Raw genomic sequence first — 19,454 nt, 5'->3', positions numbered from 1 at the left:
ACTCTCCGGCAAATACGGCGCTTACGCTTTGGTGGCAATCAGGATGGCTGATGCTTTGATCAATGCAATAACGCGCGAGCCAGTGGTGAGTTTCATTTCATCCTGACTTTCATTTGTTACCACTGCCACAATTTCAAAACCCGCATCCGTTTTGATATGGACAGTGGCGTTCACTGCGCCTTCGGTGATTGTCGACACGCTGCCAGCAAACTGGTTGCGAGCAGAGAATTTCAGTCCACAGTCTTCCGTTGCCAGCGTGACCCACGGGGCTTTAATCAGGGCAATCGCTTCTTTCCCTTTCGCCAGACCCAGCGCTTGCTGGCTGCTGTGAGTCACAATTGCCACCAGCTTTGCACCACCTGCCAGCGTCAGTTCTACTTCGTCATTCACCGCGCCCATTGCTACTGCGCTAACTGTTCCGGTTAATTGATTTCTTGCTGAAACTGCCATACTGCCTCCTTTCATTGAATGTTGATCGAGTATAACCACATCTGTTAAATCAATGCCGATTTATCAATTCCCAGTCGCTTCATTCGTGACAGCAGAGTCGTGCGTTTCAGCCCCAGACGTTGCGCAGCGCCTTTAGGCCCGGCAACCACGCCGTTTGTTTCTTTCAGCACGCGAACAATCAACTGATATTCATCTTCGCCCTCCTGGGCGACAACCGTTGCGGCAGGCGGCGTTTCAGGTTCTGGTAAAGCAATATCTGGCAATGACAGCTGCAGCACGTTGCCGCGTGTTAGCAATACCGCGCGCTCAATGACGTTTTCCAGCTCACGCACGTTGCCCGGCCATTCCATGTTGCTCAGGATGCGCAGCGTCTCGGCAGGAATGCTGTCGATATTGCGCCCCAGACGACGGGCAATTTTGAAGGTAAAGGCTTTCGCCAGCAGCGGAATATCTTCCGGACGCTCGCGTAGTGGCGGCAGGTGGATCGGGAATACGTTCAGACGGTAATAGAGATCGCTACGGAACTCTCGGTCGGCGACCATTTTTTTCAGATCGCGGTTAGTCGCGGCAATTAAACGTACGTCCGTCTGAATGATTTTGTTGCTGCCGAGACGTTCAAACTCCTGTTCCTGTAATACACGCAGCAACTTCGGCTGTAACTCCAGCGGCATATCGCCCACTTCATCGAGGAATAGTGAGCTTTTATCCGCCAGTTCAAAACGACCAATGCGCTGAGCGCTGGCACCGGTAAAAGCCCCACGCTCATGACCAAATAGATCGCTTTCCAGCAATCCGGCAGGCATCGCCGCGCAGTTCATTTTGACCATGCGGCGATTATTACGCCCACTGAGATTATGGATCGCGCGGGCAATCAGCTCTTTACCTGTACCAGTTTCACCGAGGATCAGAACGGTACTGTCACTTTGCGCCACCATTTCAACTTGTTTAAGTACGCTGTACATGGCTTCGCTGCGGCCAATAATCTCGCCAAATTCACTATCAACATTGTTGAGCTGCTCGGTCAGGGCGAGGTTTTCATCAACCAGCCGTTCTTTCAGACGATGAATTTCCTGATAGGCGAGGGCGTTATCGACAGCGATTGCCACACGTTCGGCAATCTGGCGCAGTAAATTCAGATTGGTAGTGGTAAAGACTTTCTCTTCGCATTGCGCCAGTTTTAGCACGCCCAGCATAGTGTCGCCAGACATCAGCGGTAACAGGCACAAGGTTTGAATCTGGTTGCCCCAGGTGTTGAACAACATGCGTTCATAGGGGGCTAAATCGTCCCGCTCGTGGAGATTAATCAACAGCATCTCTTTACTTTTGAAGACGCGTTCGGTGAGGGTTCCGGCTTCATCGACTTCGCTCTGTTCGTGGGCGGGATGCTGTTTATCAAGATAGTGAGTGGAGTAGATGTTGAGTTTGTTTTTACGGTGGCTGCGTAAGACGATGCTGATATCGTCAATGTCGAAATAGTAATGGATTTCTTTGGCGACTTCGCTGACCAGTTCGTCCATATCCAGGCGGGAAAGCACCGCGTTAGTGATGGCGACCAGGATGCGGAAGTTATCGCGTTCCCGGCATAACAACTCATAGTCGACATTGTTAACGACGCGGCTCTGGATTTGTTCGGTGACGACAGAAACGATCTGCGTAAATGTTTGCAGACGATTGAACTCTTTTTCGCTCCAGGGGCGATCGTCATGACGAATAAATTCACAGCCACCAAAAATATGCCCTTCCGCCGCCAGTGGCATCAGGCAATAGTGACCAAATTTGGGGTATAGCCCACCTGTGGCCAGCTGCGGCCAGGTTTCACAAAATTCTTCGTAACTGCAATGCAGCGTATCAGGGCGCGACAAAATGCTGCGTACCGGACCGTGTGCCAGAACAGTTTCGTCTTCATATTTAATGGGGGTGTCTTTTTCACGCGATGCGTAATAAGACGCACGTTGAGTCTGCGCTTGCCACAACACAATAGCCGCGTTGTCGGCGAGCGCAGAACGCTTTACCAGTTGCGAAAGAGCCTCACACAGCGAGGCCAGATCGGGCTGCTGCAATAGTGTCCGAGTGATGTCGAACAACCCTTGCTGTCCGAGATCACTCATCGGTGTATATGACATTTTGTTCTTCCAGGAAAGCACCGCAAAGCGGTGCAAAAGGTCATTGACTAACTATAGGAGATTTAGAATTTTATTAGCATATACGCGGAAGCGGTTCGGCGTGCGGTAGATCGAGGGTTCGTTTCACGCCATACAGACCGGCAAGACGAACACCTTTACGTTCTACTACTTCGCCAATCAGCGCCGCATCTTTTCCCAATGGATGGGAATGTAACGCCGCCAGCACTTGCTCTGCTGCGTTGCGTTCAACGGCGATCACCAGTTTGCCTTCGTTGGCAAAGTTAAGGGCGTCCAGTCCCAGCAGTTCGCAAACGCCGCGCACAGCAGGTTTAACCGGCAGTGCCGCTTCTGAAAGTTCAATACCACAACCGCAGGCTGCCGCGAACTCATGAACCACCGCGTTTACACCACCACGGGTGGCATCACGCAGCGCTTTCACGCCGGGAATGTCACGCAGCGTCTGAATAAGCGGCGTCAGCACCGCGCAGTCGCTGACCAGTTCTCCATCCAGCCCTAGTTGCTCACGCAGGTTAAGGATAGTCGCCCCATGGTCGCCGAGTGTACCGCTAACCAGCAATACATCGCCTGCGGTTAGCGTCTGTGCGCCCCAGTGAATATTCGCCGGAATTGCGCCCATGCCAGCGGTGTTGATAAACAGTTTATCTGCCGCGCCGCGCTGTACCACTTTGGTATCGCCAGTAACGATGGCAATGCCTGCCGCGCGGGCGGTTTCTGCCATGCTGGTCACTACGGCTTTCAGTGTCTCCATCGGCAATCCTTCTTCGAGGATAAAGCCACAGGAGAGATAGCGCGGAATTGCGCCACTGACCGCAACGTCATTGGCGGTGCCGCAAATCGCCAGCTTGCCGATATTACCGCCAGGAAAGAACAGCGGGTCAATGACGTAACTGTCGGTTGAGAACGCCAGACGGTCGCCTTCCGCTACCAGCTGTGCCAAATCAAGACGGGCCTGATCTTCCTGCTCTGCCAGCCACGGGTTGGCAAAGGCTTCCATAAACAGGCTGTTGATTAATTGCTGCATCGCCTGGCCGCCGCTACCGTGGGCGAGTTGGATATTATTCACGCTTCACTCTCCTGCTGACGATACTGATACCACGCGGCGCACGCTCCTTCGGAGGAAACCATCAGCGCACCAAACGCGGTTTGAGGATTACAGGTGTTACCAAACAGCGGGCATTGATGCGGCTTACATTTGCCCGTCAAGACTTCGCCACAACGCGCACGCGGGTCATCGCAGACCTGCTGCGGTGCCGGGCGGAAATGTGTTTCGGCATCGAATCGTTGATAATCCGGCGTCAGGTGCACGCCAGAAGATTCAATCACGCCTAAGCCGCGCCATTCACTGTCGCCGTTGACACAGAACACATCGGCAATCGCCTGTTGCGCCAGCAGGTTACCGGCATCCGGTACCACCCGACGATACTGATTCTCTACCTTGCTGTGGGCCGCTATTTTCTGCTCCACCAGCATCACCACGCCTTGCAGTAGATCAAGGGGTTCGAAACCAGCGACCACCAGCGGGCGATGAAAATCGCTGGCGATAAAATTATAGGCATCAGTGCCGATAACCATACTGACGTGGCCCGGCGCGAGGAACGCGTCGATACCGTTATCTGGCTGTTCCAGCAAACTGCGCAGCGTCGGGATAAGCGTAATGTGCTGGCAGAAGAAGTAAAAATTCTGCACATCGCGGGCTTTCGCCTGTTGCAGAGTGATGGCGGTGGTCGGCATGGTGGTTTCAAAACCTAAGCCGAAGAATACCACTTTACGGGTTGGATTCTCCTGCGCCAGTTTTAACGCATCCATTGGCGAGTAAACGATGCGCACATCGGCACCGCGTGCTTTTGCCTGCAACAGCGACCCCTGTTTCCCTGGTACGCGCATGGCATCGCCAAAGGTACAGAAGATGACTTCCGGATGGCTGGCAATCTCCACGCAGGTGTCGATTCTACCCATTGGCAGTACGCACACCGGGCAACCCGGACCGTGGATAAACTCAACGTTTTCCGGTAGCAACTGGTCGAGGCCGAATTTAAAAATGGCGTGGGTATGACCGCCACACACTTCCATAATCCGCAGAGGGCGTTCGGCGGTGTAAGAGAGATGTGAAGCACGTTCGCGCAGATGCTCAATTAACTGCATCACCTGTTCCGGCGCGCGATATTCATCAACAAAACGCATTATTTTTCCTCGCCATACAACAGCGCGCCGACATCTGGCTCAACGTCAAACATGTTTTGTAAGGCGTCGAGAGTGTCGCGTGCTTCGGCTTCATTAATTACGCTCATGGCAAAGCCAACGTGAACCAGTACCCACTGGCCCACGCGTGGCTGACCGTTTTCATCGCAGCTGCCGACTAACGTTAAATCGACATCGCGCTGAATGCCGCAGACGTCGACTTTCGCCTGGTTGCCGTCAATAGTGCGGATCTGGCCGGGAACGCCTATGCACATCGCTGTGTCTCCAGCCAGTTCAGCCACTGGTCCATCCCTTCGCCGCTGGTGGCGGAAATAAGGATGATTTCAATTTCTGGATTGACTTCACGGGCGCAGGCGATGCACTTCTCAACGTCGAAATTGAGATACGGCAGCAAGTCAACTTTGTTGAGCAGCATCAGCGAGGCGGCGGCAAACATGTGCGGATATTTCAGCGGTTTGTCTTCACCTTCGGTAACGGAAAGCACCGCCACTTTGTGTTTTTCACCGAGATCGAAGCTGGCCGGGCAAACGAGGTTACCGACGTTTTCGATAAACAGAATACCGTTATCGTCCAGTGGCAGGCGCGGCGCGGCGTCGGCAATCATCTGTGCGTCAAGATGGCAGCCTTTACCGGTGTTCACCTGAATCGCTGGGGTGCCGGTAGCGCGAATGCGTGCGGCATCGTTCACGGTTTGCTGGTCACCTTCAATAACCGCGCACGGAACGCTGTCTTTCAGGCGCATTAAAGTTTCCGTCAGCAGGGTGGTTTTACCGGAACCAGGGCTGGAAACCAGGTTGAGCACCAGTTGCTTGCGGGCAGCAAAGCGCGCGCGGTTGCGTTCAGCCAGACGGTTATTTTTGTCCAGCACGTCAATTTCGACTTCCAGCATCCGACGCTGGCTCATGCCCGGCGCGTGAGTGCCCGCTTCGCCATGACCGTAATGCAGGTCGCCTTCTTCAGTCTGGCTGGGGGTAAATTCAGGCGCTTTAATGCCGGTGATTTTCATCTTCGGGCGTGCCGCCGGGGCAAATGGCGCGCTACGAAACGCGGAATGAGGGTTATGTTCATCACCCTCAATATAGAGGTTGCCTTCACCGCAACCGCATGTTGTACACATCGCTCACTCCTGGTCTATTTCTATCCGCCGAATCTGTAAACCGTCGTCTGCCACAATCTGTAGCATGTCACCATGACACTGTGGACAGCGGCGGACGCGCTGGGTCAGTAGCGTCACATACTGTTGGCATGTTTCACACCAGCATTCGGCCTCTTGTTCTTCGAGGTGCAGTTTACAACCTTCCGCCACGCTGCCGCGGCAAACCAGATCAAAACAAAAGGCAAGAGAGCTGGTTTCGACACAAGAAAATGCGCCAATTTTGAGCCAGACCCCAGTTACGCGTTTTGCGCCGTGTTTTGCGGCCTGCTGTTCGATCAATTCCAGTGCCCGTTGGCAGAGGGTTATTTCGTGCATATCGCCTCCCATTAACTATTGCCAGCTACAAGCAATAATTGTGCCAGTGTTGATTATCCCTGCGGTGAATAATGTCGATGATGTCGAAATGACACGTCGACACGGCGACGAAATTCATCTTTAGCTTAAAAATCGCTTTAATAACAATAAATTAAAAGTTGGCACAAAAAATGCTTAAAGCTGGCATCTCTGTTAAACGGGTAACCTGACAATGACTATTTGGGAAATAAGCGAGAAAGCCGATTACATCGCACAGCGGCATCGTCGCCTACAGGACCAGTGGCACATCTACTGCAATTCGCTGGTTCAGGGAATCACGTTATCGAAAGCGCGCCTGCATCACGCCATGAGCTGCGCGCCGGACAAAGAACTCTGTTTCGTCCTTTTTGAACATTTTCGTATTTACGTCACCCTGGCGGATGGCTTTAACAGCCACACCATCGAGTATTACGTCGAAACAAAAGATGGTGAAGACAAACAGCGGATTGCGCAGGCGCAACTGAGCATTGACGGCATGATTGATGGCAAGGTCAACATCCGCGATCGCGAACAGGTTCTGGAACACTATCTCGAAAAAATCGCTGGCGTTTACGACAGCTTATACACCGCCATTGAAAACAATGTGCCGGTGAATTTAAGCCAACTGGTAAAGGGACAAAGCCCGGCAGCATGAGCTGAGGCTTTGCCCGTTTTGCAGGCGTTACGCCTGTTTGGGGATGGGCGTGTCGATGAGTGTCGAAAATGACATTTCATCGGCATGTTTTCGTCAAAAATGACAATCACCTGAGGAATGCCTGGTGAATCGTTTTGTAATTGCTGACTCCACGCTCTGTATCGGCTGCCACACCTGTGAGGCCGCCTGTTCAGAGACGCATCGCCAGCACGGCCTGCAATCAATGCCGCGCCTGCGAGTGATGCTCAATGAAAAAGAATCTGCGCCGCAGCTCTGTCACCACTGTGAAGATGCGCCCTGTGCGGTGGTTTGCCCGGTTAACGCCATCACCCGCGTTGATGGGGCCGTGCAGTTGAATGAAAGTCTGTGCGTAAGCTGCAAACTGTGCGGCATCGCCTGCCCGTTTGGCGCAATTGAATTTTCCGGCAGCCGTCCGCTGGATATTCCGGCAAACGCCAATACCCCGAAAGCGCCACCGGCACCGCCTGCTCCGGCGCGTGTCAGCACATTGCTTGACTGGGTGCCAGGTATTCGCGCGATCGCCGTCAAATGTGACCTTTGTAGCTTTGATGAACAAGGTCCGGCCTGCGTGCGGATGTGCCCGACTAAAGCCCTGCATCTGGTGGATAACACCGATATCGCCCGCGTCAGCAAACGTAAGCGTGAGCTGACTTTTAACACGGATTTTGGCGATCTCACCTTGTTTCAGCAGGCTCAAAGTGGAGAGGCTAAATGAGCGCAATTTCCCTGATCAATAGCGGCGTGGCGTGGTTTGTCGCCGCCGCTGTTCTGGCATTTCTCTTTTCTTTTCAAAAGGCGCTAAGCGGCTGGATAGCCGGAATTGGCGGCGCGGTTGGTAGCCTGTATACGGCAGCCGCGGGCTTCACAGTGCTGACTGGCGCGGTTGGCGTGAGCGGTGCGCTGTCGCTGGTAAGCTACGATGTGCAAATCTCTCCGCTTAATGCGATTTGGCTGATTACGCTCGGCCTATGCGGTCTGTTTGTCAGCCTCTACAACATTGACTGGCATCGCCACGCGCAGGTGAAGTGCAACGGCTTGCAGATCAATATGTTGATGGCTGCCGCCGTCTGCGCCGTCATCGCCAGCAACCTCGGCATGTTCGTGGTAATGGCCGAAATCATGGCCCTGTGTGCGGTGTTCCTCACCAGCAACAGCAAAGAGGGCAAACTGTGGTTTGCGCTGGGGCGTCTTGGCACTCTGCTGCTGGCGATTGCCTGCTGGCTGCTGTGGCAGCGTTACGGCACGCTGGATCTGCGCCTGCTGGATATGCGTATGCAACAGCTGCCGCTCGGTTCCGATATCTGGCTGCTCGGTGTGATTGGCTTTGGCCTGCTGGCCGGGATTATTCCGCTGCACGGCTGGGTGCCACAGGCACATGCCAACGCCTCTGCGCCAGCTGCCGCGCTGTTTTCCACGGTAGTCATGAAAATTGGCCTGCTGGGCATTTTAACTCTGTCACTACTGGGCGGTAATGCACCGCTGTGGTGGGGGATCGCACTGCTGGTACTCGGCATGATCACCGCATTCGTCGGCGGTCTGTATGCGTTGATGGAACATAATATCCAACGTCTGCTGGCTTACCACACCCTGGAAAATATCGGCATCATCCTGCTGGGGCTGGGCGCTGGCGTAACGGGTATCGCGCTCGAACAACCGGCGCTGATTGCCCTTGGTCTGGTTGGTGGTCTGTACCATCTGCTTAACCATAGCCTGTTCAAGAGCGTACTGTTCCTTGGTGCGGGGAGCGTCTGGTTCCGTACCGGTCATCGCGATATCGAAAAACTCGGTGGTATTGGCAAGAAAATGCCGGTTATCTCCATCGCCATGTTAGTCGGGCTGATGGCAATGGCTGCGCTGCCGCCGCTGAACGGGTTTGCCGGGGAATGGGTTATCTATCAATCCTTCTTCAAACTGAGCAATAGTGGCGCGTTTGTTGCCCGTCTTCTCGGGCCGCTGCTCGCCGTGGGGCTGGCAATTACCGGTGCGCTGGCGGTGATGTGTATGGCGAAAGTTTATGGCGTTACTTTCCTCGGCGCGCCGCGTACCAAAGAGGCCGAAAACGCCACCTGTGCGCCGCTCCTGATGAGCGTAAGCGTAGTGGCACTGGCGATTTGCTGCGTAATTGGCGGTGTTGCTGCGCCGTGGCTACTGCCGATGCTCTCTGCTGCTGTACCTCTGCCGCTGGAGCCTGCTAACACCACCGTTTCTCAACCCATGATCACGTTGCTGCTGATTGCCTGCCCGCTGCTGCCATTCATCATTATGGCGATTTGCAAAGGCGATCGTTTGCCGTCGCGTTCCCGCGGCGCGGCCTGGGTGTGCGGCTACGATCATGAAAAATCAATGGTGATTACCGCTCACGGTTTTGCCATGCCGGTGAAACAGGCGTTTGCGCCGGTGCTGAAACTACGCAAATGGCTGAATCCGGTGTCGCTGGTGCCGGGCTGGCAGTGCGAGGGGAGTGCGTTGCTGTTCCGCCGGATGGCGCTGGTTGAACTGGCGGTACTGGTGGTGATTATTGTTTCACGAGGAGCCTGAGAATGAGTGTTTTATATCCGTTAATTCAGGCGCTGGTGTTATTTGCCGTTGCGCCGCTGCTCTCCGGTATTACCCGCGTAGCGCGCGCCCGCTTGCATAACCGTCGTGGGCCGGGCGTGTTGCAGGAGTATCGCGACATTATCAAACTGCTGGGGCGTCAGAGCGTTGGCCCGGATGCCTCCGGCTGGGTGTTCCGCCTGACGCCGTATGTGATGGTGGGCGTCATGCTGACTATCGCCACTGCGCTGCCGGTGGTGACCGTCGGTTCTCCGCTGCCGCAACTGGGCGATTTGATCACTTTACTGTATCTCTTTGCCATCGCGCGTTTCTTCTTTGCCATTTCTGGTCTGGATACCGGTAGCCCGTTTACCGCTATCGGCGCGAGCCGTGAAGCGATGCTTGGCGTGTTGGTTGAACCGATGCTGCTGCTTGGTCTGTGGGTTGCGGCGCAGGTTGCCGGTTCCACCAACATCAGCAACATCACCGACACCGTTTATCACTGGCCGCTGAGCCAGAGCATCCCGCTGGTGCTGGCGCTTTGTGCCTGTGCATTCGCCACCTTTATCGAAATGGGCAAACTGCCGTTCGACCTGGCGGAAGCCGAGCAGGAGTTGCAGGAAGGTCCGCTCTCTGAGTATAGCGGCAGCGGCTTTGGCGTCATGAAATGGGGCATCAGCCTGAAACAGCTGGTGGTGTTGCAGATGTTCGTCGGGGTGTTTATTCCGTGGGGACAAATGGAAACCTTCACCGTCGGTGGGCTGCTGCTGGCGCTGGTGATTGCCATCGTCAAACTGGTGGTTGGCGTCCTGGTTATCGCGCTGTTCGAAAACAGCATGGCCCGTCTGCGTCTTGATATTACTCCGCGCATTACCTGGGCCGGGTTTGGCTTTGCATTTTTAGCGTTCGTCTCCTTGCTGGCGGCGTGATTAAAGAGAGTTTGAGCATGTCTGAAGAAAAATTAGGTCAACATTATCTCGCCGCGCTGAATGAGGCATTTCCTGGCGTCGTGCTGGACCACGCCTGGCAGACCAAAGATCAGCTGACTGTCACCGTAAAGGTGAACTATCTGCCGGAAGTAGTGGAGTTTCTCTATTACAAGCAGGGTGGCTGGCTGTCGGTGCTGTTTGGTAACGACGAACGTAAACTGAATGGTCATTACGCCGTTTATTACGTGCTGTCGATGGAGAAGGGCACCAAATGCTGGATAACCGTGCGCGTTGAAGTTGACGCCAACAAACCGGAATATCCGTCCGTAACGCCGCGCGTTCCGGCGGCGGTATGGGGCGAGCGTGAAGTGCGCGATATGTACGGTTTGATTCCGGTAGGGCTGCCGGATGAACGTCGTCTGGTGCTGCCGGATGACTGGCCGGATGAACTTTATCCGCTGCGTAAAGACAGCATGGATTATCGTCAACGTCCGGCACCGACTACCGATGCTGAAACCTACGAGTTCATCAACGAACTGGGCGACAAGAAAAACAACGTCGTGCCGATTGGTCCGCTGCACGTTACTTCCGACGAACCGGGTCACTTCCGTCTGTTCGTCGATGGCGAAAACATTATCGACGCCGACTACCGCCTGTTCTATGTCCATCGCGGCATGGAAAAACTGGCGGAAACCCGCATGGGTTACAACGAAGTGACCTTCCTCTCTGACCGTGTGTGCGGGATCTGCGGCTTTGCTCACAGCACCGCCTACACCACGTCGGTGGAAAACGCGATGGGTATTCAGGTGCCAGAACGTGCGCAGATGATCCGCGCCATTCTGTTGGAGGTGGAACGCCTGCACTCGCATCTGCTCAACCTCGGCCTCGCCTGTCACTTTACCGGCTTCGACTCCGGCTTTATGCAGTTCTTCCGCGTGCGTGAAACCTCCATGAAAATGGCAGAGATCCTTACCGGTGCACGTAAAACCTACGGCCTGAACCTGATCGGCGGGATTCGTCGCGATCTGCTGAAAGACGACATGATCCAGACCCGCCAGCTGGCACAACAGATGCGTCGTGAAGTGCAGGAGCTGGTGGATGTGCTGCTGAGCACACCGAACATGGAACAGCGCACCGTCGGCATTGGTCGTTTGGACCCGGAAATCGCCCGCGATTTCAGTAACGTTGGCCCGATGGTTCGCGCCAGCGGTCACGCCCGCGATACTCGCGCCGATCACCCGTTTGTCGGTTATGGCCTGCTGCCAATGGAAGTCCACAGCGAGCAGGGCTGCGACGTTATTTCCCGTCTGAAAGTGCGAATCAACGAGGTCTATACCGCGCTGAACATGATCGACTACGGTCTGGATAACCTGCCGGGCGGTCCGTTGATGGTAGAAGGTTTTACCTACATTCCGCACCGTTTTGCGCTGGGCTTTGCCGAAGCGCCGCGCGGCGACGATATCCACTGGAGCATGACCGGCGACAACCAGAAGCTGTACCGCTGGCGCTGCCGTGCCGCGACCTACGCGAACTGGCCGACCCTGCGCTACATGCTGCGCGGCAACACCGTTTCCGATGCGCCGCTGATTATCGGTAGCCTGGACCCTTGCTACTCCTGTACCGACCGCATGACCGTGGTCGATGTGCGTAAGAAGAAGAGCAAAGTGGTGCCGTACAAAGAACTCGAGCGTTACAGCATTGAGCGTAAAAACTCGCCGCTGAAATAAGGAATCGCCATGTTTACCTTTATCAAAAAAGTCATCAAAACCGGCACGGCGACCTCGTCTTATCCGCTGGAGCCGATTGCGGTTGATAAAAACTTCCGTGGTAAGCCAGAGCAGAACCCGCAGCAGTGCATCGGCTGCGCGGCCTGCGTCAATGCCTGCCCGTCAAACGCCTTAACGGTTGAAACCGACCTCGCCACAGGAGAGCTGGCCTGGGAGTTTAATCTCGGGCGCTGCATCTTCTGTGGACGCTGCGAAGAAGTTTGCCCGACGGCGGCGATCAAACTGTCGCAAGAGTACGAACTGGCGGTGTGGAAGAAAGAAGACTTCCTCCAACAGTCCCGCTTCGCGCTGTGCAACTGCCGCGTCTGCAATCGTCCTTTCGCCGTCCAGAAAGAGATCGACTACGCCATTGCGCTGCTTAAGCACAACGGCGACAGCCGCGCGGAAAACCACCGCGAAAGCTTTGAGACTTGCCCGGAATGTAAGCGCCAGAAATGCCTGGTGCCGTCCGACCGTATTGAACTGACTCGCCATATGAAAGAGGCCATCTGATGAGCAATTTATTAGGCCCCCGTGACGCCAACGGCATTCCGGTCCCGATGACGGTGGATGAATCCATCGCCAGCATGAAGGCGTCGTTACTGAAAAAAATCAAACGTTCTGCCTACGTTTACCGCGTGGACTGCGGCGGCTGCAACGGCTGCGAAATCGAAATTTTCGCCACGCTTTCGCCGCTGTTCGATGCAGAACGCTTCGGCATTAAAGTCGTCCCGTCACCGCGTCATGCGGATATTTTACTGTTTACCGGCGCGGTCACCCGTGCAATGCGATCCCCTGCGCTGCGTGCGTGGCAGTCCGCGCCGGACCCGAAAATCTGTATCTCTTACGGTGCCTGCGGTAACAGCGGCGGGATCTTCCACGATCTCTACTGCGTGTGGGGCGGTACGGATAAAATCGTTCCAGTGGATGTTTATATCCCTGGCTGCCCGCCAACGCCTGCCGCCACGCTGTACGGCTTTGCGATGGCGCTCGGCCTGCTGGAGCAGAAAATCCACGCCCGTGGGCCGGGTGAGCAGGATGAACAACCGGCGGAGATCCTGCATGGCGATATGGTGCAGCCGCTGCGCGTGAAAGTGGATCGCGAAGCACGCCGCCTGGCAGGTTATCGTTACGGTCGTCAGATTGCCGATGACTTCCTGACACAGTTAGGGCAGGGCGAAGAGCAGGTTGCACGCTGGCTGGAAGCGGAAAACGATCCGCGTCTGAACGAGATTGTCAGCCATCTGAATCATGTTGTTGAAGAGGCGCGTATCCGATGAGTGAAAAGGTGGTGTTCAGTCAACTGAGCCGTAAATTTATTGATGAGAACGATGCCACGCCCGCCGAGGCGCAGCAGGTGGTCTATTACAGCCTGGCGATTGGTCACCACCTTGGGGTTATCGATTGCCTGGAAGCGGCGCTCACCTGTCCGTGGGATGAATATCTGGCATGGATTGCCACTCTGGAGGCGGGCAGCGAAGCCCGCCGCAAAATGGAAGGCGTGCCGAAATATGGTGAGATCGTCATCGACATTAACCATGTGCCGATGCTGGCCAACGCATTCGATAAAGCCCGGGCAGCGCAAACTTCGCAGCAGAAGGAATGGAGTACAATGCTGTTAAGTATGCTGCATGATATTCATCAGGAAAACGCCATCTATTTGATGGTGAGGAGATTGCGTGACTGACGTTTTACTCTGTGTTGGCAATAGCATGATGGGCGATGATGGCGCAGGCCCGCTACTGGCGGAAAAGTGCGCCGCCGCGCCGAAAGGTCACTGGGTGGTGATTGACGGCGGTAGTGCACCGGAAAACGACATTGTCGCTATTCGCGAACTGCGCCCGACACGACTGCTGATTGTCGACGCCACGGATATGGGGCTAAACCCCGGCGAGATCCGCATCATCGATCCGGATGATATCGCCGAGATGTTTATGATGACTACCCATAACATGCCGTTGAACTACCTTATCGACCAGTTAAAAGAAGACATTGGCGAAGTGATTTTCCTCGGCATCCAGCCGGATATCGTCGGCTTTTACTACCCGATGACCCAGCCGATTAAAGATGCGGTAGAAACCGTTTATCAACGACTGGAAGGCTGGGAAGGGAATGGCGGATTCGCGCAGTTAGCGGTGGAAGAAGAGTAGTTTTTCAGTAAGGAATCAGGACAGGGATGTTCTTGATGAGGGAATCAGAACTGATAGCAAACGCCAGATTGCCCGATGCGCTGCGCTTATCGGGCCTACCTGGTTCGTGCGACATGTAGGCCGGATAAGGCGTTCACGCCGCATCCGGCACTGTTACTTACTCTAAATCCTCACCATTACTGGCAATCACTTTTTTATACCACCAGAACGATTTCTTACGCGTGCGCGCCAGCGTACCGTTGCCTGCGTCGTCACGGTCTACGTAGACAAAACCGTAGCGTTTGCTCATTTCACCCGTTGAGGCGGAAACCAAATCAATACAGCCCCAAGTGGTGTAGCCCATCAGCGGAATGCCATCTGCAATCGCTTCGCCCATTGCGCGGATATGTTCGCGTAAATAGCTGATGCGATAGTCATCGTTAATCTCGCCATTGGCAGCAAGTTCATCTTTTGCGCCGAGGCCGTTTTCCACCAGAAACAGCGGCTTCTGATAGCGGTCATACATCATGTTCATGGTGATACGCAGACCGAGTGGATCAATCCCCCAGCCCCAGTCGCTTACCTGTAGATATGGGTTACGCAGCGATTTCACCACGTTCGCCGCACTGCTGTTGTTGGCGTTCATCTCCGCCGAGGCGCAGCGTGAGGCGTAATAGCTGAAAGAGACAAAATCGACGGTGTTTTTCAGGATCTCATCATCGCCCGGTGCTTTGTCGATGGTTACCCCTTTTTCGCGGAATACGCGGGCAGAGTAAGCCGGATACGCGCCCCGCGCCTGCACATCGATAAAAAACAGGTTTTCCCGATCTTTCTCCAGCGCCGCCCAGACATCTTCCGGCTTGCAACTGTAAGGGTAGAAGTTACCGCCCGCCAGCATACAGCCCACCTGATTTTGCGGGTTAACCTCATGGGCGATTTTGGTGGCTAATGCACTGGCAATCAGTTGGTGATGCGCAGCCTGATATTTCACCTGATCCTGATTTTCGCCTTCTTCAAACACCAGACCCGCGCCGGAGAACGGGCTATGCAACATAATGTTGATTTCATTGAAGGTGAGCCAGTATTTCACCAGACCATCAAATGCTTCAAAGCAGGTCCGGGCGTAGCGGCTGAAAAACTCCACCAGCTTGCGGTTACGCCAGGAGCCATATTCGGTGACCAGATGCATCGGCACATCGAAGTGGCACAACGTGACCAGCGGTTCGATACCGTACTTTTTACACTCTTCAAAGACAGAACGGTAAAAAGCAATGCCCTGCTGGTTGGGCGTCAGTTCATCGCCCTGCGGGAAGAGGCGGCTCCAGGCAATTGAGGTACGGAACACTTTGAATCCCATCTCTGCCATCAGGGCGATATCTTCTTTATAACGATGATAAAAATCCGTCGCCTCATGGCTGGGATAAAACTCGTCATCGCGCAACTGAAAACGTTTTTCCAGCCCCAGTTTCACCGCCATTCGATGCTCGCCGTGTGGGATCATATCGACGGTGGTCAGCCCTTTGCCACCTTCCCGGTACGCACCTTCAGACTGGTTGGCGGCAAGCGCGCCGCCCCATAAAAAACCTTCTGGAAATACTGACATTTTCATCCTCAATTAAGACTTACTTCTTTGGCGACGGTCGGTTGTGCGCTCTGATGCTTTCGCGCCTCGGCAGTCGCTTCCTCAACAGGAATATCCTCAAAGCCGAGCAACAGTGTGAGGATGAACGACAGCACGACCGCCAGCGCCATGACGGCGAACACCCAGACGATGCTCATTGGATTCGCCGGATCGAAGAACTGCACGCTGGTAAATAGCCCCGGCGCTGCCATTGAGTGGCTGGCAAGCCCCGCCATACCGGCAACCGCGCCGCAAATAAAACCGCTGATAAGACTGGCGATAAGCGGACGTTTCAGGCGGATCGCCACGCCGTATAACGCCGGTTCGGAAATCCCCGCCATAATGGCTGATGCCGCCGCAGCCAGCGCCGTCTGGCGCAGTTCCGGGTTTTTTGTTTTCCACGCCACCGCCAGCGATGAACCGCCCAGCGACAGGTTAGCGCCGATTTCTGACGGCATGACCATACCTTCTTTGCCGGTTTCGGCAATGGTCTGAATGATGGTTGGCGTAAAGACGCGGTGCATCCCGGTCATTACCAGCAGAGGCCACAGTGCGCCCATAATGGCGACTGAAAGCCAGCCCAGATAACCATGAATGGTGTAAACCAGCGCCGAAATGGCGCTACCGATCCAGATACCAATCGGGCCAATCAGCAGGATTGCCAGCGGTGCGGCAATCAACACAATCAGCATCGGCTTGAGGAAGTTTTTCGTCACCGCTGGCGTAATGCTGTCCACCCAGCGTTCGATATATGACAGGCACCAGGTCATCACCAGCGCCGGGATCACTGTGTAGGTGTATTTCACCGCGGTGACCGGAATCAGGGCAAATTCAACATGTTCACCCTGGGCCGCTTTCGCCATCAGCTCAATAAAACTCGGATGTACCAGCACACCCGCGATGGCAATCGCCAGCGACATATTGGTTTTAAATTTGATGGCGGCAGAAGCAGCGACCATCAGCGGCAGGAAGAAGAAAGCACCGTCACCAATCACATTCAGAATGGTTAAGGTCGGCGATCCTTTTGTCAGCACGCCGCTCATCTCGAGGATCATTGCCAGCAGTTTGACCATCGATCCGCCGATAATCGCCGGGATCAGCGGTGACATGGTGCCGATCAGCGCATCGAGGATCCCCGCACCAATGCGACGTAGCGTGAGTTTGGGTTTACCCACGGGCTGTGCGGGCTGCATATCTCCCGGCAGCAGGCTGACGACTTCCTGAAAGGCTTGTGAAACGGTATTGCCGATAATCACCTGACACTGGTTGTCACTACGTACCACGCCGAGCACGCCGGAGATGGTTTTCAACGTCGGACTGTCGATAAGCTGGTCATCTTTGATAACAAAGCGCAAACGCGTCATACAGTGCGTGACTGCCGAGATGTTATCAACGCCGCCCAGTGCCGCTATCACCGAGCGTGCCAGCGCCGCATAATTTTTGGCCATCGGATTTTATCCTGTTATCAGTAGGGTAGATGTAGTAGTTATCAGTCGACGTGACGGAAAAATGCCGATGCTGAAACGGAATTAAGAAACCGGTTTCACAAAATCATGAATAGTTGTCACTAAATAAGCAAGAGAGTTAATTGTTCATTTTTTATATTTGTGAAACCGGTCACCTGAATATTTTTCCCGCCGATTGCGCAAGGACAATCGGCAAACGGTGCAGTACACTGCGTTGATTACGTGTAAAGGGATGAAAATGATGACGACGATGCTGGAAGTGGCGAAGCGCGCCGGGGTTTCAAAAGCGACCGTTTCCCGCGTGCTTTCAGGTAATGGCTACGTCAGCCAGGAGACTAAAGATCGCGTGTTTCAGGCGGTAGAAGAGAGCGGTTACCGTCCAAACTTGCTGGCGCGCAATCTGTCGGCGAAGAGTACTCAGACGCTGGGGCTGGTCGTGACCAACACGCTTTACCATGGCATTTATTTTAGTGAATTACTGTTTCATGCCGCGCGAATGGCGGAAGAGAAAGGGCGACAGTTGCTATTGGCAGATGGTAAACATAGCGCCGAAGAAGAGCGCCAGGCGATTCAGTATCTGCTGGATTTGCGCTGCGACGCCATCATGATTTACCCGCGCTTTTTAAGCGTGGATGAGATTGATGACATCATTGACGCACACAGTCAGCCGATAATGGTGCTTAATCGCCGCCTGCGCAAAAACAGCAGCCATAGCGTCTGGTGCGATCATAAACAGACCAGCTTTAACGCCGTGGCAGAGTTGATAACCGCCGGACATCAGGAGATTGCTTTCCTTACCGGCTCGATGGATTCCCCCACCAGCATTGAACGTCTTGCCGGATATAAAGACGCGCTGGCGCAGCATGGTATTGCGTTCAATGAAAAACTTATCGCTAACGGTAAATGGACGCCTGCCAGCGGGGCCGAAGGGGTAGAAACGTTGCTCGAACGTGGGGCTAAATTTAGCGCGTTAGTTGCCAGTAACGACGATATGGCGATAGGTGCGATGAAAGCGTTGCACGAGCGCGGCGTAGCGGTGCCAGAGCAGGTGTCAGTTATCGGATTCGATGATATCGCTATTGCCCCCTACACCGTTCCGGCGCTCTCCAGCGTAAAAATTCCGGTGACTGAGATGATTCAGGAAATAATTGGGCGGCTGATATTTATGCTCGATGGTGGTGCTTACACACCGCCGAAAACCTTCAGCGGAAAACTGATCCGCCGCGACTCCCTCATTGCTCTTTCGCGATAAACATTGTCATCACATGTCATCGTCACTAGTGTCGATGACATCGTTTTTCCTGCATTACAGAATTTAATTTCTTTAAATAACAGTAAATTAAAAACTGGCATGATTTGTGAATGTATCGGCGCATTAACTGTCATTGCTGGAGAATTTGATGAACCGTTTCATCATTGCTGACGCGAGTAAATGTATTGGTTGCCGTACCTGTGAAGTGGCGTGCGTGGTTTCTCATCAGGAAAATCAGGACTGTGCATCGCTGACCCCGGAAACTTTTTTACCGCGAATCCATGTCATTAAAGGTGTGAACATTTCCACGGCGACAGTTTGCCGTCAGTGTGAAGATGCACCGTGCGCTAACGTCTGTCCGAATGGTGCTATCAGTCGTGATAAAGGGTTTGTTCATGTGATGCAGGAACGTTGTATTGGTTGCAAAACCTGCGTTGTGGCTTGCCCGTATGGCGCGATGGAAGTGGTGGTACGTCCGGTGATTCGCAACAGCGGCGCGGGGCTGAATGTACGGGCTGACAAAGCCGAAGCCAATAAATGCGACCTCTGTAACCATCGTGAAGACGGCCCGGCGTGTATGGCGGCTTGCCCGACCCATGCGCTGATTTGTGTCGATCGTAATAAACTTGAACAACTGAGTGCAGAAAAACGTCGCCGTACGGCGCTGATGTTCTAAAAATCTTACTGAACTGTTCTGGCATCAAAGGAATTCCCGGAAATATTCGTAGAATACGGAGCGGGCGGTATCGCCGACCTGTGATTGCCGGATACGACGCTGTCGTGTCCGGCAGGGCGGGT

General features: G+C 54.3%; 20 protein-coding genes. 11 read left to right on the top strand and 9 right to left on the bottom strand.

From position 1 onward, the window contains the following. Nucleotides 1-21 precede the first annotated feature (21 nt). From ACJHWT_RS16085 to hypA, 7 genes are all read right to left on the bottom strand, one after another. The gene (locus tag ACJHWT_RS16085; RefSeq protein WP_000301062.1) at nucleotides 22-450 is read right to left on the bottom strand and encodes a molybdopterin-binding protein; all 429 of its coding nucleotides are present in this window, start codon (nucleotides 448-450) and stop codon (nucleotides 22-24) included. 44 nt (nucleotides 451-494) lie between these two features. Then, nucleotides 495-2,573, bottom strand: a complete 2,079-nt coding sequence (gene flhA, locus ACJHWT_RS16080; protein WP_001696073.1) for a formate hydrogenlyase transcriptional activator FlhA — start codon at nucleotides 2,571-2,573, stop codon at nucleotides 495-497. A 73-nt stretch (nucleotides 2,574-2,646) separates the two neighbouring features. Next, nucleotides 2,647-3,657, bottom strand: a complete 1,011-nt coding sequence (hypE, locus tag ACJHWT_RS16075) for a hydrogenase maturation carbamoyl dehydratase HypE (RefSeq protein WP_001059916.1) — start codon at nucleotides 3,655-3,657, stop codon at nucleotides 2,647-2,649. Then, complete coding sequence (gene hypD / locus ACJHWT_RS16070; protein WP_001212984.1) at nucleotides 3,654-4,775, bottom strand: hydrogenase formation protein HypD; 1,122 nt, start codon at nucleotides 4,773-4,775, stop codon at nucleotides 3,654-3,656. Before hypD ends, hypE begins: the two co-directional genes overlap by 4 nt. Beyond that, nucleotides 4,775-5,047, bottom strand: a complete 273-nt coding sequence (gene hypC, locus ACJHWT_RS16065; RefSeq protein WP_000334881.1) for a hydrogenase 3 maturation protein HypC — start codon at nucleotides 5,045-5,047, stop codon at nucleotides 4,775-4,777. The genes hypD and hypC overlap by 1 nt, the downstream gene beginning before the upstream one ends. Continuing rightward, nucleotides 5,038-5,910 (bottom strand): hydrogenase nickel incorporation protein HypB, encoded by an 873-nt coding sequence (gene hypB, locus ACJHWT_RS16060; protein WP_000337665.1) that lies wholly within the window; start codon nucleotides 5,908-5,910, stop codon nucleotides 5,038-5,040. Before hypB ends, hypC begins: the two co-directional genes overlap by 10 nt. 3 nt (nucleotides 5,911-5,913) lie before the next feature. Further along, the gene (gene hypA / locus ACJHWT_RS16055) at nucleotides 5,914-6,264 is read right to left on the bottom strand and encodes a hydrogenase maturation nickel metallochaperone HypA (RefSeq protein ID WP_001299100.1); all 351 of its coding nucleotides are present in this window, start codon (nucleotides 6,262-6,264) and stop codon (nucleotides 5,914-5,916) included. A gap of 211 nt (nucleotides 6,265-6,475) precedes the next feature. On the opposite strand from hypA, the gene hycA reads away from it, so the two are divergent. The 9 genes from hycA (at nucleotide 6,476) to hycI (ending at nucleotide 14,338) form a co-directional block, all read left to right on the top strand. Then, a complete protein-coding gene (gene hycA, locus ACJHWT_RS16050) occupies nucleotides 6,476-6,937 on the top strand; it encodes a formate hydrogenlyase regulator HycA (RefSeq protein ID WP_000158056.1) in 462 nt (153 codons plus the stop codon). A 124-nt stretch (nucleotides 6,938-7,061) separates the two neighbouring features. After that, nucleotides 7,062-7,673 (top strand): formate hydrogenlyase subunit HycB, encoded by a 612-nt coding sequence (gene hycB, locus ACJHWT_RS16045; protein WP_001079186.1) that lies wholly within the window; start codon nucleotides 7,062-7,064, stop codon nucleotides 7,671-7,673. Further along, the gene (gene hycC, locus ACJHWT_RS16040; RefSeq protein WP_001274388.1) at nucleotides 7,670-9,496 is read left to right on the top strand and encodes a formate hydrogenlyase subunit 3; all 1,827 of its coding nucleotides are present in this window, start codon (nucleotides 7,670-7,672) and stop codon (nucleotides 9,494-9,496) included. The genes hycB and hycC overlap by 4 nt, the downstream gene beginning before the upstream one ends. Before the next feature lie 2 nt (nucleotides 9,497-9,498). Beyond that, complete coding sequence (hycD, locus tag ACJHWT_RS16035) at nucleotides 9,499-10,422, top strand: formate hydrogenlyase subunit HycD (protein WP_000115226.1); 924 nt, start codon at nucleotides 9,499-9,501, stop codon at nucleotides 10,420-10,422. Between the two features lie 17 nt (nucleotides 10,423-10,439). Next, a complete protein-coding gene (gene hycE / locus ACJHWT_RS16030) occupies nucleotides 10,440-12,149 on the top strand; it encodes a formate hydrogenlyase subunit HycE (protein ID WP_001288122.1) in 1,710 nt (569 codons plus the stop codon). Nucleotides 12,150-12,158: 9 nt separating this feature from the next. Continuing rightward, nucleotides 12,159-12,701: a formate hydrogenlyase subunit HycF gene (gene hycF / locus ACJHWT_RS16025; protein WP_000493785.1), complete on the top strand. Its 543-nt coding sequence runs from the start codon at nucleotides 12,159-12,161 to the stop codon at nucleotides 12,699-12,701. After that, complete coding sequence (gene hycG / locus ACJHWT_RS16020; RefSeq protein ID WP_000067399.1) at nucleotides 12,701-13,468, top strand: formate hydrogenlyase subunit HycG; 768 nt, start codon at nucleotides 12,701-12,703, stop codon at nucleotides 13,466-13,468. The genes hycF and hycG overlap by 1 nt, the downstream gene beginning before the upstream one ends. Then, nucleotides 13,465-13,875 (top strand): formate hydrogenlyase assembly protein HycH, encoded by a 411-nt coding sequence (gene hycH, locus ACJHWT_RS16015; RefSeq protein ID WP_001291918.1) that lies wholly within the window; start codon nucleotides 13,465-13,467, stop codon nucleotides 13,873-13,875. The genes hycG and hycH overlap by 4 nt, the downstream gene beginning before the upstream one ends. Next, nucleotides 13,868-14,338 (top strand): hydrogenase maturation peptidase HycI, encoded by a 471-nt coding sequence (gene hycI, locus ACJHWT_RS16010; RefSeq protein ID WP_000132947.1) that lies wholly within the window; start codon nucleotides 13,868-13,870, stop codon nucleotides 14,336-14,338. The genes hycH and hycI overlap by 8 nt, the downstream gene beginning before the upstream one ends. A gap of 157 nt (nucleotides 14,339-14,495) precedes the next feature. Here hycI and ascB read toward each other — a convergent pair whose 3' ends face one another. Together ascB and ascF are read right to left on the bottom strand one after the other, a co-directional pair. Further along, on the bottom strand, nucleotides 14,496-15,920 hold the full coding sequence (ascB, locus tag ACJHWT_RS16005; protein ID WP_000110356.1) for a 6-phospho-beta-glucosidase AscB: 1,425 nt from the start codon (nucleotides 15,918-15,920) through the stop codon (nucleotides 14,496-14,498). A gap of 8 nt (nucleotides 15,921-15,928) precedes the next feature. Further along, on the bottom strand, nucleotides 15,929-17,386 hold the full coding sequence (gene ascF / locus ACJHWT_RS16000; RefSeq protein WP_001107889.1) for a PTS cellobiose/arbutin/salicin transporter subunit IIBC: 1,458 nt from the start codon (nucleotides 17,384-17,386) through the stop codon (nucleotides 15,929-15,931). A gap of 259 nt (nucleotides 17,387-17,645) precedes the next feature. Here ascF and ascG point away from each other — a divergent pair, with 259 nt between their 5' ends. Together ascG and hydN are read left to right on the top strand one after the other, a co-directional pair. After that, nucleotides 17,646-18,656 carry a DNA-binding transcriptional regulator AscG gene (ascG, locus tag ACJHWT_RS15995; protein WP_032148775.1) on the top strand — a complete coding sequence of 337 codons (1,011 nt, stop codon included), beginning with the start codon at nucleotides 17,646-17,648 and terminating at the stop codon, nucleotides 18,654-18,656. 148 nt (nucleotides 18,657-18,804) lie between these two features. Further along, entirely contained in the window at nucleotides 18,805-19,332 is a 528-nt protein-coding gene (hydN, locus tag ACJHWT_RS15990) for an electron transport protein HydN (RefSeq protein WP_001078777.1), read from the top strand. The last annotated feature ends 122 nt before the right edge of the window (nucleotides 19,333-19,454 follow it).

The sequence above is a fragment of the Escherichia sp. WS338 genome (assembly GCF_046486405.1).
In the GTDB taxonomy this organism is placed as follows: Bacteria; Pseudomonadota; Gammaproteobacteria; order Enterobacterales; family Enterobacteriaceae; genus Escherichia; species Escherichia coli.
The sequence above is the reverse complement of the archived record's forward strand: the minus strand, read 5'-3'. Positions and strand labels throughout refer to the sequence as shown.

Coding starts and splice junctions, on each gene's coding strand:
- hycH (WP_001291918.1), top strand. CDS start 13,465: ATGAGTGAAAAGGTGGTGTTCAGTCAACTGAGCCGTAAATTTATTGAT.
- hycG (WP_000067399.1), top strand. CDS start 12,701: ATGAGCAATTTATTAGGCCCCCGTGACGCCAACGGCATTCCGGTCCCG.
- hypC (WP_000334881.1), bottom strand. CDS start 5,047: ATGTGCATAGGCGTTCCCGGCCAGATCCGCACTATTGACGGCAACCAG.
- hycD (WP_000115226.1), top strand. CDS start 9,499: ATGAGTGTTTTATATCCGTTAATTCAGGCGCTGGTGTTATTTGCCGTT.
- hycE (WP_001288122.1), top strand. CDS start 10,440: ATGTCTGAAGAAAAATTAGGTCAACATTATCTCGCCGCGCTGAATGAG.
- ascB (WP_000110356.1), bottom strand. CDS start 15,920: ATGTCAGTATTTCCAGAAGGTTTTTTATGGGGCGGCGCGCTTGCCGCC.
- ACJHWT_RS16085 (WP_000301062.1), bottom strand. CDS start 450: ATGGCAGTTTCAGCAAGAAATCAATTAACCGGAACAGTTAGCGCAGTA.
- flhA (WP_001696073.1), bottom strand. CDS start 2,573: ATGTCATATACACCGATGAGTGATCTCGGACAGCAAGGGTTGTTCGAC.
- hydN (WP_001078777.1), top strand. CDS start 18,805: ATGAACCGTTTCATCATTGCTGACGCGAGTAAATGTATTGGTTGCCGT.
- hycF (WP_000493785.1), top strand. CDS start 12,159: ATGTTTACCTTTATCAAAAAAGTCATCAAAACCGGCACGGCGACCTCG.
- hypD (WP_001212984.1), bottom strand. CDS start 4,775: ATGCGTTTTGTTGATGAATATCGCGCGCCGGAACAGGTGATGCAGTTA.
- ascF (WP_001107889.1), bottom strand. CDS start 17,386: ATGGCCAAAAATTATGCGGCGCTGGCACGCTCGGTGATAGCGGCACTG.
- hycA (WP_000158056.1), top strand. CDS start 6,476: ATGACTATTTGGGAAATAAGCGAGAAAGCCGATTACATCGCACAGCGG.
- hypA (WP_001299100.1), bottom strand. CDS start 6,264: ATGCACGAAATAACCCTCTGCCAACGGGCACTGGAATTGATCGAACAG.
- ascG (WP_032148775.1), top strand. CDS start 17,646: ATGACGACGATGCTGGAAGTGGCGAAGCGCGCCGGGGTTTCAAAAGCG.
- hycC (WP_001274388.1), top strand. CDS start 7,670: ATGAGCGCAATTTCCCTGATCAATAGCGGCGTGGCGTGGTTTGTCGCC.
- hypB (WP_000337665.1), bottom strand. CDS start 5,910: ATGTGTACAACATGCGGTTGCGGTGAAGGCAACCTCTATATTGAGGGT.